Annotated in this window: 10 protein-coding genes and 1 pseudogene; 7 read left to right on the top strand and 4 right to left on the bottom strand. The window is 54.6% G+C overall.

The window, feature by feature from the left end; genetic code table 11:
• Nucleotides 1-179: 179 nt before the first annotated feature.
• Nucleotides 180-428 carry a DUF1158 domain-containing protein gene (locus ACTJJA_RS01395; protein ID WP_010428319.1) on the top strand — a complete coding sequence of 83 codons (249 nt, stop codon included), beginning with the start codon at nt 180-182 and terminating at the stop codon, nt 426-428.
• Here the strand turns inward: ACTJJA_RS01395 and ACTJJA_RS01390 are convergent.
• Nucleotides 414-1,982, bottom strand: a complete 1,569-nt coding sequence (locus ACTJJA_RS01390; RefSeq protein ID WP_440665753.1) for an alpha/beta hydrolase-fold protein — start codon at nt 1,980-1,982, stop codon at nt 414-416. The genes ACTJJA_RS01395 and ACTJJA_RS01390 overlap by 15 nt on opposite strands.
• Nucleotides 1,983-2,105: 123 nt before the next feature.
• Here ACTJJA_RS01390 and ACTJJA_RS01385 point away from each other — a divergent pair, with 123 nt between their 5' ends.
• Nucleotides 2,106-4,250 (top strand): TonB-dependent siderophore receptor, encoded by a 2,145-nt coding sequence (locus tag ACTJJA_RS01385; protein ID WP_440665751.1) that lies wholly within the window; start codon nt 2,106-2,108, stop codon nt 4,248-4,250.
• Nucleotides 4,251-4,339: 89 nt separating this feature from the next.
• On the opposite strand, the gene ACTJJA_RS01380 is transcribed toward ACTJJA_RS01385, so the two are convergent.
• Both ACTJJA_RS01380 and ACTJJA_RS01375 read right to left on the bottom strand, forming a co-directional pair.
• Nucleotides 4,340-4,681, bottom strand: a complete 342-nt coding sequence (locus ACTJJA_RS01380; RefSeq protein WP_010428317.1) for a RamA family antibiotic efflux transcriptional regulator — start codon at nt 4,679-4,681, stop codon at nt 4,340-4,342.
• A gap of 32 nt (nt 4,682-4,713) precedes the next feature.
• Entirely contained in the window at nt 4,714-5,817 is a 1,104-nt protein-coding gene (locus ACTJJA_RS01375; protein ID WP_440665748.1) for an MBL fold metallo-hydrolase, read from the bottom strand.
• 191 nt (nt 5,818-6,008) lie between these two features.
• On the opposite strand from ACTJJA_RS01375, the gene ACTJJA_RS01370 reads away from it, so the two are divergent.
• From ACTJJA_RS01370 to nfsB, 3 genes are all read left to right on the top strand, one after another.
• On the top strand, nt 6,009-6,599 hold the full coding sequence (locus ACTJJA_RS01370; RefSeq protein WP_421511744.1) for a TetR/AcrR family transcriptional regulator: 591 nt from the start codon (nt 6,009-6,011) through the stop codon (nt 6,597-6,599).
• Complete coding sequence (locus ACTJJA_RS01365; RefSeq protein WP_440665746.1) at nt 6,589-6,957, top strand: MmcQ/YjbR family DNA-binding protein; 369 nt, start codon at nt 6,589-6,591, stop codon at nt 6,955-6,957. Before ACTJJA_RS01370 ends, ACTJJA_RS01365 begins: the two co-directional genes overlap by 11 nt.
• Before the next feature lie 120 nt (nt 6,958-7,077).
• On the top strand, nt 7,078-7,731 hold the full coding sequence (gene nfsB, locus ACTJJA_RS01360; RefSeq protein WP_108415769.1) for an oxygen-insensitive NAD(P)H nitroreductase: 654 nt from the start codon (nt 7,078-7,080) through the stop codon (nt 7,729-7,731).
• 36 nt (nt 7,732-7,767) lie between these two features.
• Here nfsB and ACTJJA_RS01355 read toward each other — a convergent pair.
• A pseudogene (locus ACTJJA_RS01355) lies at nt 7,768-7,923 on the bottom strand (helix-turn-helix domain-containing protein); the annotation flags it as partial.
• Between the two features lie 419 nt (nt 7,924-8,342).
• On the opposite strand from ACTJJA_RS01355, the gene ACTJJA_RS01350 reads away from it, so the two are divergent.
• Together ACTJJA_RS01350 and ACTJJA_RS01345 are read left to right on the top strand one after the other, a co-directional pair.
• A complete protein-coding gene (locus ACTJJA_RS01350) occupies nt 8,343-10,961 on the top strand; it encodes a two-partner secretion domain-containing protein (protein ID WP_440665743.1) in 2,619 nt (872 codons plus the stop codon).
• Between the two features lie 90 nt (nt 10,962-11,051).
• The gene (locus ACTJJA_RS01345; protein ID WP_440665741.1) at nt 11,052-12,716 is read left to right on the top strand and encodes a ShlB/FhaC/HecB family hemolysin secretion/activation protein; all 1,665 of its coding nucleotides are present in this window, start codon (nt 11,052-11,054) and stop codon (nt 12,714-12,716) included.
• Nucleotides 12,717-12,834: the final 118 nt, after the last annotated feature.

Raw genomic sequence — 12,834 nt, 5'->3', positions numbered from 1 at the left:
TTTCCTGATACGGACATTTATTTACATAACGCGATATTAATATGAACACCGGGTCGTATAGTGTTATTTATTCGCAGTAATAATGTCTTTATTTTATTCAAAAAGGCCAGCGGGGCTGATATTGCTTTACGTTACAGAATGCCGGACAATGACATTTTTAACTGACGATTAACATTACGATGAAACACCCGTTAGAATCGCTGCTTACGGCGGGAGGCATTTTATTGCTGGCCCTGATCTCCTGCCTGCTGTTACCCGCGCCGTCGCTGGGTCTGGTGCTGGCGCAGAAGCTGATGACGACCTTCCATATGGTCGATCTGAACCAGCTCTACACCATTCTGTTCTGCCTGTGGTTTTTAGCGCTCGGCGCCATCGAATTCTTCATCCTGCGTTTCGTCTGGCGCCGCTGGTTTTCACTGGCGTCGTAAGCCGGTGAAATCGCGCATGCCGTGGATCAGCGCTTCACACCAGGCCGCGTAGTCGTGGCCGCTGGATGAGGAGTGGAAGCTGACGCGATACCCTTTCTCCCTCAACGCCTGTTCGAAATCCTGCGTAGTGCGATAAATTCCCCCGCCCGGCCCCGTGGTTTCAAACTTTCCGGCCTGCAGCCAGAAGCGCACCGGATACGGCGGCGACTGCTGATATTGCCGCGTCAGCCAGCCGGGAGCCTCCCCTTTCGGTGCCCACCAGTACGAGCCTGAAAGACTCAGCACGTTCCCAAACAGGCGCGGATAGCGCAGCGCTACCCATGACGACGCGATTCCCCCGTAGCTCGACCCCGCCAGCACCGTTTTCTGCCGCTGCATCGCGATGCCCTGCCCGCGCAGCCAGGGCAACAGCTCGTGCGCCATAAAGTCGGCGAAGTCCGGGTTCGGCGGCAGCTCGTTGCCGCGTCGGGCGTGATCGAGGCTGTCGATAAACACCACGTTAATCGGCGGAAGATGATGGCGGGCGAACAGACCGTCCAGCACGTTAGTGAAATGGTACTCGTCCTGATAAATCTGCCCGTCGAAGAGGATGAGCGTCCAGCGTGCAGGCTGCGCGCCGCGCGGTTTATAGATCATCACCTCGCGGGAATTACCGAGGATATTGCTCGTGATGCTCTGGCGGCTTAATGACCCGTGGACCAGCGGCTGGGCCGTGGCCTGCACGGAGCAATAGCGTGCCGGGCTGAGATCGAGAAGCGAATAGCGGTTCCAGCGATCCGTCTTTTGTTCACCAAAGGTATTCGGGTTGAGCGGATCGGCCTGGGCGCTCACCAGGATCGCGCGACGTTGATCGCGTGAGGAACCCTCGACGATCGGCACATCGGGCGCGAGCTTGTACTGCATCACCGTGTCGGCGGGCACCACATAGCTGCGGAACCAGACGTCGCTGTTGCCCAGGCGGAACAGCGGGTCGTGATCCCCCGCCGGTGAGCCGAGAATAAAGACGTTATCCCGCGCGCCGCGCCACAGGAAGGTGACGCGCTTATGTTCTGCGTCTACCGGCTCCACCATCGGCGTTCCCTGCCGAATCTGCGTCTGCCAGAACGCGTCGGTGCTCCCTCCGGCAGCAATCTCTTTTGCCAGCGCCTGAAGCGTCGGGCTTTCAGGTGCCAGCATCTGTACGCGCGGTAGCGCAGATGTCTCTTTCATCCGCCACTGAAAACGCCAGGGCTTACCCGCTTCGCCGTGCAGGACCAGCGAGGTGCTCTGCTTTACCGGCAGGGCAAAAAGCAGCGTGTGTTCGCCATCGGCGGGCCCATTTTCAACCAGCGTACGAATGCGGCGGTTTTGCCCGTCCAGCAGGCGGGCATCCGTTACGCCATGCAGCGTGGCGGAGACATAATTTTCAGCAAGCTCTGGCAGCATAAAACAGACTTCACCGCTGGCATCAAACTTCCCCTGGACGTCTCCCTGCCGGGAAGAGTGTTCGCAGGTTGCCGCCACCGCAGGCAGCACACCTACCCCGAGTAATAATCCGCTCCATACCCTCTTCATTACCGCTTGTTCCCTGACGAAATTTGCTATCAACGCTAATGCAAATGGTAATAATTTGCAATATCATCTAACGCGTTTTAACGGTGTTTTTATGGCGATAGCAACCAAGGATGAGTAAAAAAAATGTTTAACAATAATAAGATAATGCAACTGTGGCTGCTGAGTCTGGCGACGACCAGCGTGGCGGCTCAGGCTGAAAATAGAGAAGAAACCATAACGGTGACGCAGAGCGTGAGTGAAGAACCCACCGCCCCGGTAAAAGGGATTGTGGCAACCCAAACGCTCTCCGCAACCAAGACCCGCGCGGAGATCGTGAAAACGCCACAGTCGGTATCGGTGATCACCCGCGATCAGATGAACATGCAGGACGTGACGTCCGTATCGCAGGCGCTGCGCTACTCGGCGGGCGTGTTTACCGAGTACCGCGGCTCGTCGAACCGTAACGACGAGGTGTTCGTGCGCGGCTTTAGCTATGTGCCGAAATTCCTCGACGGCCTGAGCTTCGGCGCGACAGCCTCGTCCCAGACGGGTACGATTGACCCGTGGTTACTGGAGCGCGTGGAGCTGGTGCGTGGCCCGGCATCGGTGCTGTTTGGTCAGGTCAACCCTGGCGGGTTAATCAGCATGACCAGCAAACGGCCGACCGCGGAATCCATCCATAACGTGCAGTTCCGCACCGGCAATAACGATCTGGCAGAAGGCGCGTTTGATTTCGGCGGCAAGCTGAGCGACGACGGCCGCGTGCTGTATCGCGTCAACGGTATCGCCCGTACCCAGCATAATCAGGTGGATGATTATAAAGAGACGCGGATGGCGATCGCGCCTGCCATCACCTGGTACCCGAACGACCAGACCCGCTTTACGCTGTTGACCAGCTACCAGAAGGATCCGGATGCAGGCTACCGCAACTTCCTGCCCGCCTACGGCACGGTCAAAAGCGTCGACGGGAAATACATCCCGCGCGACTTTAACGTCAGCGATCCGAATTACAATCAGTCCTGGCGCGAGCAGACGACGATCGGCTACGAGCTGGAACATCAGTTCGCCGACGACCTCACCTTCCGCCAGAACGCGCGTTACGCGAGCATCAAACAAAAATACCGTTACCTCGTTTACGCCAGCAGCGCGGCCAACAGCACGGTATTGACGCGACGCGCGCAGCATGAAGAGCGCACCACCAACGAATTTGGCCTGGATAACCAGCTTGAGTATCTGCTGGAGACCGGCAGCGTCAGCCACACCCTGCTCGGCGGATTCGACTACAAGACCAGCAAAGATAAACAGCTGCTGGAACGCGGGAGCGGTTCACAGTATGACCTCGACTGGACGAACCCGGTGTACGGCGTGAACGTGGATGAAAGCACCTTCAAAACCGCCAGCGACGAGCAGCAAAATCTCGACCAGATGGGGCTGTATTTGCAGGATCAAATGAGCTGGAACAGTTGGGAATGGCTGGTCTCCGGGCGCTACGACTGGAGCGAAGTGCGAACTCACGACTTCACCGACGGCAGCTTAACCCAGCAGAACGACAGCAAGTTCACCTGGCGAACCGGCCTGCTGTACGCGTTCGATTCTGGCCTGTCGCCGTACGTCAGCTACAGCACCTCGTTTGAACCGAACCTGCAAACCAACCGCGCGCCGGGCGTTGCCCCCTTCAAGCCAACCACCGGGGAGCAGACCGAGATTGGCCTTAAGTATCAGCCGGTCGACAGCACGCTGATGACCCTCGCGCTGTACGATTTAACCCAGGACAACGTGGCGACCTACAACAGCGCCGAAGGCTGGTTCGAGAACGCGGGTAAAGTGCGTTCGAAAGGCGTTGAGGCGGAAATCCACTCCACGCTGATGGACAACATCAACCTGATTGGCTCATACACCTACACCGACGCGAAAACCAAAAGCACGACGGTGGCGGGAACAGAAGGCAAAACGCCGGCGCGCATTCCGGCGCATATGGCATCGGCGTTTGCCAGCTATACCGTTCCGGGCGGCGCGCTGAAAAGTCTGACCGCTGGCGTGGGGATGCGCTACATCGGTACCAGCTACGGCGATGCGAAGAATACCTTCAAGGTGCCGTCGGTGGATCTGTATGACGCGATGCTGAGCTACGATCTGGGCGAGATGAACCGCAGCCTGAAAGGAGCGAGCGTGCAGTTCAACGTCAATAACGTGGCGGACACGAAATATGTGGCGTCGTGCGCAAGTGATACGGCGTGCTTCTACGGGATTGGCCGTACGGTGACAGCAACGGTGAATTATCGCTGGTAAGTGATTTGTAGGTCCGGTAAGCGTAGCGCCACCGGGCCCACAAAAAAGCCGGGTGGCGGCTACGCCTTACCCGGCCTACACGCGACATGTTAATGTGTCTGGCTATGGTTCTCTTTACGGTACGCACCCGGCGGCTGGTTGAAGGTGCGGGTAAATATACGGGTAAACGTCTGCTGCGAGTCAAACCCGTAGCGCAGGCAGATATCATACACGCGAGCGTCGGATTCACGCAGGTCGCGCGCCGCCAGCAGCAGCTTGCGCTCGCGAATATAGCGCCCAAGGCTCTCCCCTTTATACTGCATAAACAGCCGCTGCAGGTGCCACTTCGAATACCCCGCGTGGCGGGCGATCTCTTCGATACGTAACGGCTGGTGTAGGTTGTCATCGATCCATTCAACAATCGTATCAATGACCTGAGCGGAAATCGTCATGCTGCTCTCCCCCTCTGCTTCTCGCTTAAACATTATTCCCACCACTCGCGAAATGCCTGAGTGGTATCACTCACCCGCACGGGCTCACCCAGTTCCGGCGTCAGCAGCCGATAATTTTTGTCCTTGCTGGCGCGCGCCAGCTGGATCAGCGGATCGTTCCACGTGTGTTTCGCCAGCACGAAGCGTCCGTTATGCCCCGGCACCACCGCTTTGGCGTTGAGATCCGCCGAGGCCTGCGCCGTTTCATCCGGCAGCATGTGGATGTACTTCCAGTCCTGGTCGTACTGGCCATTTTCCATAATGGCTAAATCCACCTCGCCAAACTGCTCGCCGATGGCCTTAAAGTGCGGGCCGTAGCCGGAATCCCCGCTGTAATAAACCTTCTGCTCTGGCGTGACGAACATAAAGCTGCCCCACAAGGTCTGGTCGCGCTTGATGCCGCGCCCGGAGAAGTGACGCGCCGGAAGAACATGCACCGTCAATTCATCGCTGATGCGCACCGACTGGTTCCAGTCGCGCTCGTCAATAATCTCAGGCTTCATTCCCCAGTAGCGCAGGTGGGATCCCACGCCCAGCGGCGTCACCACGCGCTTCACCTTTGGCAGTAGCGCCCTGATGGTGGCGTAATCCAGATGATCGTAGTGATCGTGCGAGATAATCAGCAGGTCGATCTCCGGCATGCTTTCAGCGCGCCACGGATACTCACCGGCAAAGGCCTTATTGAGGAACGAGAACGGCGCGGCATAGTTACCGAGGACCGGATCGATCAGGATGCGTTTACCCGCAAGCTGCAGGTACCACGAGGAGTGACCGAGCCACACCAGGGTGTCCTGCTCCAGCGGCAGGCTCGCAAGCTCGGTTTTCACCAGCGGCAGCGGCTGCGCCGGTCGTGCGTTTTCGGTTTTTTTGGTCAGAAATTCCCACGTCGCAACCAGCATGTTTTTGTCGCCGTTATAACCCGGCGTCGGCAGCGTATTGTGGAATTTCCCCTCGCGATACTGCGGGGAGGCTTCCACTTCGGAGAGCTGCTCACCCTGCGGTGGCTGGCCGAATCCGGCGTTCAGAACAAAAGGTAAACTCGCAGCTGAAGCAACAATCATGACAAACACCACGCAGATGAATAGAGGCTTTTTCATTTCCTGACCCGAATACGCGCCCCATCCGATGGTTTACGCGGGTTAAGCTTGATTATGAGTGAGTAAGCACTCATTATTAGATATGATGAATATATCGTCAAGACGTTTTCGATCTTTGACATTCCGCGTTGCAGCGGTATGAACCGCATGCTTCAATACGTTTTTTTACATTTGACAAAGGGGAGAATTGAGTGGCACGTCCGAAGAGTGAAGATAAAAAACAGGCCTTACTGGAAGCCGCAACGGTGGCATTTGCACAGTCAGGTATTGCCGCCTCAACGGCGTTAATCGCCCGTAACGCGGGCGTCGCCGAAGGGACTCTGTTTCGCTACTTTGCTACGAAAGACGATCTGCTGAATGCCCTCTACCTGCACCTGAAGCAGGATCTCTGCCAGGCGATGTTGTCCAACCTGGATCGCAGCCTCACCACGCCGAAAGAGCATACGCGAAACATCTGGAACAGCTATGTGGACTGGGGGATCAAAAACCCTCTCTCGCACGCCGCGATTCGCCAGCTTGGCGTCAGTGAGAAGATCAACGCCGAGACCGAGCAGGCCGTGAAAGAGATGTTCCCCGAGCTGCATGAACTCTGCCGCCGTTCGGTTCGTCAGGTGTTTATGTCGGATGAATTTAAAACGTTCGGCGATGCGATGTTCCTGTCGTTGGCCGAAACCACCATGGAATTTGCTACCCGCGATCCGTCCCGCGCTGCCGATTTTAAAGCGCTCGGTTTTGAGGCCATGTGGCGCGGGCTGGCTCAGGAGGATAGCGATGGACGGTAAGTCCTTGCAGGAGCACGCGAAACGCGTGGCGCTGGAGATGCCTTTCACCGAACACTGCTGGCCGTTCGGCCCTGAGTACGACGTGTTTAAAGTAGGTGGAAAGATTTTTATGCTGATGGCGGTTGTACGCGGACGCCCTCACGTCAGCCTGAAATCCGATCCGGAAAAATCGCTGTTGAATCAGCAAATTTATCGCGGCGTTGAACCGGGCTATCACCTGAATAAAAAGCACTGGATCTCACTCTACGGCACTGACGATGTAACGCCGGAACTGGTGACCGACCTCATCAATGATTCCTGGAATCTGGTGGTGGATAAACTGCCCAAAAAAGACCAGAAGTGGATCAGGCCGGTCTGATTGTTCGTCTGAGACGAACAGAGTAAACGCTCGAATTGCACTTATCTTTTTCCGCGTCCCGCTGTAATCTGCTCCTCTTTCGCGCCCGCACGCGGGCGAATTTCATCACCAGGAGTTGTTATGGATATCATTTCTGTCGCCCTGAAACGCCACTCCACCAAGGCGTTCGACCCAGCCAAAAAACTGACCGCTGAAGAAGCGGAAAAAATCAAAACCCTGCTGCAGTACAGCCCTTCCAGCACCAACTCCCAGCCGTGGCACTTTATTGTTGCCAGCACCGAGGAAGGTAAAGCGCGCGTGGCGAAATCCGCTGCGGGCACCTATGTGTTCAACGAACGTAAAATGCTGGATGCTTCTCACGTGGTGGTGTTCTGCGCGAAAACCGCGATGGACGATGCCTGGCTTGAGCGCGTTGTCGATCAGGAAGAGGCCGATGGCCGTTTCAACACGCCGGAAGCCAAAGCCGCCAACAATAAAGGCCGTCACTACTTCGCCGACATGCACCGCGTGGATCTGAAAGATGACGACCAGTGGATGGCGAAACAGGTTTACCTGAACGTCGGCAACTTCCTGCTGGGCGTGGGCGCGCTGGGTCTGGACGCGGTGCCGATTGAAGGCTTTGACGCGGCGATCCTCGACGAAGAGTTTGGTCTGAAAGAGAAAGGCTTCACCAGCCTGGTGGTGGTGCCGGTTGGGCATCACAGCGTGGAAGATTTCAACGCCACGCTGCCGAAGTCCCGTCTGCCGCTGAGCACGATTGTGACCGAGTGCTGATCGCTACAGGCGCGCCCGTTACCGGCGTGCCTGTTTTCAATAGAGCGTAATCTGCGGGTGTTTAACCCCACACACCAGTGCAAAACGCGTTAAGGTATCAAGACTCGCCCGGGTTATATTCGCTTCCATTCTTGATACGGTGGGTGCGCTGACGCCCATTCGCTCCGCCACCTGTGCGCGCGTCAGACCAGCCTGTCACCGCCAGCGGCGTCCAGAAGGCATTTTTGTTTGCATGTGACGTTCATGTTCGCTCCCCGAGTTAAACAATATGTACGAATTATATTGTGTCCGCCGTAGAATTTGTAACAACACAGAAATATTTCATTCAGACATTTCGCATACGTATTTTTAATGATTATTTCTTCTTTTTCTGTCACGTCGTTAAGTGGGGTGTAATTCATTCAAATCCATACACCCTAACAATAAATGCAAGACATTCTACTGGGTGATGTGAATATCACTTAAGTATGCAAAATTCCATTTCAGAAATAATTCTAAAATATCGTTACAAGTCTTTTCCAGGATAAAGCGATCTGCGTGTTTTTATATGCGCCCCATTTTCAGAACCTAAATGGGGTTTAACACTTTCAAGGAAATACAAGGATAGATTAATGAAAAATAAAACAGCAGTCGGCACTCAGCGTAACCGTCAGGTCCTGCACGCAAAACTAGCCCCAACCTGCTTTGCCACCATGCTGGCGCTGGGAATGGTTATCCCCGTTCAGGCCGCGGTTGTGGGCGGGAATACCAACAGCCCAGCCATTCACACCAATACCAACGGCGCAACCATTGTCGATATCAACAAAGCCAGCGCAGGCGGTGTGTCTCACAACGTCTATTCCGAGTTCAACGTCGACAGCAACGGTGTGATCCTGAATAACAGCGGCACCGCAACCAACACCCAGTTAGCAGGCCAGATCGACGGTAACGCCAACATGGCCAGCGGTAGCGCCAAAGTGATCCTGAACGAAGTGCGTTCTTCCGATCCCAGCCAGCTGAACGGTATGGTTGAAGTGGCGGGTCAATCTGCCCAGGTGATTATCGCTAACCCGTCAGGCATCACCTGTGACGGCTGCGGTTTTATTAATACCAACCACGCGACGCTGACCACCGGCACCGCAACGTTCAACGGTCAGGGTAATGTGACCGGTCTGGATGTCAGCAAAGGCCAGGTGACCATCACCGGTAAAGGAATGGATACCCGTTCCAGCCAGTACACCGACATTATTGCCCGCTCCGTGAAGGTTAACGCGAAGCTTCAGGCTAACGAGCTCAAGATCGTGACCGGCAATAACCATATTGATAAAAATGGTCGCGTGCAGAAGAAATATGACAACAGCGCAACCCCGGACGTGGCGCTGGATGTGTCTGCGCTGGGTTCCATGTACGCTAATAAAATCTACATGGAAGGTACCGACTCCGGTGTTGGCGTACGTATCGACCATGCCGATCTGACGGCAAATGATACCCTGTCAATTGATGTTGACGGGGTAGTCGAAAACAACGGCGGGCGTATTAGTGGTAAAAATGCGGCAACCGTGATGGGTAGCAATGTCCTGAACAATAACGGTCAGATTACCTCTGAAAGAATGGTGTCCGTTGCGGCAGCCGATACGTTCGATAATACTCACGGTGTTATTAAAGGCGATATGGTTAACCTTTCCGGCAAAAATACCGTCAACGCCCAGGGTACCATTCTGGGTAACCAGAGCACCTTTGTGATGGCAGACTCACTGGATAATACCAACGGTGAAATCCTCAGCAATGGCGATGTGAATATTAGCCGTGCAACCTACGGTTATAACACCTGGGATGCACAGGGTGTGAATAACACCCATGGCCATATTAGCGCTAAAGGTACCCTGAACGTTGACGCTGCCAACCTGACTAACACTTCCGGTATCCTTGAAAGCACCGGCTCAATGAGCGTTAACGTCGATACGTTGACGAACAACATGGGCCTTATTTCCGCTGGAAATGGCTGGAACATGATCAACGCCTCCATGCTAAGTAACGATAACGGAGTCATCCAGTCCCTGGGGCATGACAGCCAGCTGCAGGTGAGCGGCACCAACATGCTGTCTAACCATAATGGACTGATTCATAGCAACGGCTCTGTTTCCATCAATGGTGCGCTGGACAATATGTCAGGCACGGTTTCTGCTGGCACCGATCTCTTTATGTATGGCACTGCCTACTATTCAGATCTCGCCAGTAAGGTAGAGGCGGGCAACAATATCGACATGTCCGTGACCGGTACCTTCCAGAACGCAGGCGCGATGACTGCTGGTCAGGATATGGCGTTAACGCTGGGTTCTAATGGCTGGAACAGCTATGGCGGCCCGGCGGAGAACAGCGGATCTATCACGGCCAACGGTCATCTGGCGGTGCAGATGAACAGCAGTATGCTGAACAACAGTGGAATCATCACCGCTCACCAGATGGATCTTCAGCTGGCAGACCTGTCAAACAGCGGTTTAATCACCAGTCAAAATGATCTCAGTCTGAATACCAATAACCTGGAAAACCGGGGTAACGGCACGATCAATGCTGCCCATAACATCAACATCACCGCATCTTATCTGATGACGGACGCGGGTAGCCAGATTACCGCGGGTTCTGATGCCATGCTGTATGTGATGACCAATCTGGACAACAGCGGTGATATCCGTGCAGCCCATGATATTAATCTCAATATGGAGGGTAGCTACGGCTGGTCACAGAGCAACGCGTATAACTACGGCAGAATGGTAGCGGGTAACAAGCTGAACGTTCAGATGGATCGCGTCACCTTCACCAATGGCGGCACACTGTCCGCAGATAACGGTATTACCCTGGTCGGTAACTACCTGATCAACGACGGTAACATTACCAGTGCAAGTGATATCACGCTGAATACCGCTAACGGGATTAACAACGAAGCCAGCGGTAATATCTCTGGCAACCACGTTTACACGACCGGGTATGTCAATAACATGGGCGTGATTAATGAGACGGGGGCTGCCGCGCAGGACAATGGTGCAAACACGCCTGATAACAGCAATACCAATACAGACGCCGATACCACGGCGGATAATAGTGGAAATACCACGATCAAAGCAAACGGTACACCTGAAGGCAATGGCGTCTGGGAAAATGGTGTCGTCTATTATCCGGGCGATATTTATTACGGCTATGTGATTCAGGATATCGTTTATTATCCTGGCGGATATTCCATTTACACCGCCTGATATTTTGCCACATACCAAAGCCCCATTCTGAAATGGGGCTTTTCTGCGTTTTTTGACATTCCGGATCCCCGTATTTTCTAAAGCCAAAACATGATTATTTATCGCATTCGCCTCTGTCTCATTCTATTTTTCACACTGGTGGCGCAACCGACCTGCGTAAACGCCGAACCCGGCCCCACCCAACAGCAGGATCAGGCCAGGCACGACCAGCTTGCGCCGCCGGGGAAGACATTACTCGCAGCAGAAAGCGCGCCGGCCGATGACGCACTTATCCTGCCAAAAGAGTCTGCGTGCTACGATATTCAACAGGTAAAAATTGACAACGTGCAGTCGCTTCCTCACTGGCTCACGTTTCGCGATTTTATTCGTCAGGCTGAGAAACATTGCATTGGTGTAAAAGGAATTAAAGCCCTACACACGGCTGTGCAGAACCGTTTAATTTCCCATGGATTTATTACCACCCGGGTGTTAATACCGGAGCAGAATTTACATACGCAAACGCTGACTCTGCGCATTCTGCCTGGCCGTATCAGTGAGATGACTATTCGGGATGAAAACGGGCATCCGGTCCAGCAGTGGAATAATTTCCCCGAAGCGCAGGACGATATTCTCGATTTACGCGGGCTGGAACAGGGGCTGGAAAACCTTCAGCGCATACCGGGAACGCAGGCCACGATCCACCTGGTGCCGGGGAGAAATCCTGGCGATACCCGCGTTGAGGTAACACGTCATCAGCGAAAAGCCTGGCGTCTGGGCTCCTGGCTTGATGATTCTGGCAGTAAATACACCGGGCGCTATCAGGGCGGTCTGGCGTTATATCTGGATAACCCCACCTCGTTAAACGATATGTTTTATGTCGCCTATGGCGGTGGCTTCAAAAATGAGAACGGGCACCGCAACGATAATAGCTCGGCATTTTACTCCGTTCCCTGGGGGTACTGGGCGTTTGAACTTTATGCCAGCCAATACCGTACCACCCAGACCATCCATAGTGGCGATTTTCAGTATCACTACAGCAGTGATGAAAAGTTGATGACCGCCGCCCTGAAGCACGTGGTCTACCGCAGCGCCAGCCAGAAAACCACGCTCGGCTTTAAAGGGATCAAACGTGATTCACGCTATGACCTGAACGACGTGGAGGTTGAAGTCCAGCACCGGGATACCAGCAGCTGGCAGCTGAGCCTGGACAACGTGGCGTACTTCCCCCTGGGGCAGCTCACCTCCAGCCTCGGTTATCAGCATGCCGCGCCGTGGTTTGGCGAACAGGCAGATGCCGAGGAAATGGTGGGCACTGCTGACGCGCAGGCGCGTATTATCACCCTGAGCATCGACGGAACGTTTCCCTTCAGCGTGGGCACGCAGTCCCTGAGCTACGAGCCGCATTTTAAGCAGCAAACCTCACCTGACCGCCTGACCCAGCCCGATAAATTCACCCTTGGCAACCGCTGGACGGTACGCGGCTTCGACGGCGAATCGTCCATTTATGCCGACAAGGGCTGGTACCTGCGTAACGACGTGAACCTCAACCTGCCCAAATGGGGCATGCAGCCTTACATTGGCGCGGATTATGGCGAGGTCAGCGGGTCTGAGAATGATTACTGGAGCGGAGCGCATATCGCGGGTGCCGTTATTGGCGTTCGCGGGGTAAAGGGTCAACTGGGTTATGATATTTTTGCGGGTACGTCCCTTGCTAAACCGAGCGATATGCACAGTAGCCCTGTGACGCTGGGATTTTCAGTTCAGTGGCAGTATTAAAGCGTCAGTCTCATAACGGATCCGAGAACGTTAGCGCCACCTGTAGAGGGCAAATACAATCGTGATTTACCCTCTATATACCATGAACCTTTTTGCTTACTCCTTATCGCTTCCGGCA

This window comes from Enterobacter sp. 22452, from assembly GCF_052045065.1.
Lineage (GTDB): Bacteria > Pseudomonadota > Gammaproteobacteria > Enterobacterales > Enterobacteriaceae > Enterobacter > Enterobacter mori.
The sequence above is the reverse complement of the archived record's forward strand: the minus strand, read 5'-3'. Positions and strand labels throughout refer to the sequence as shown.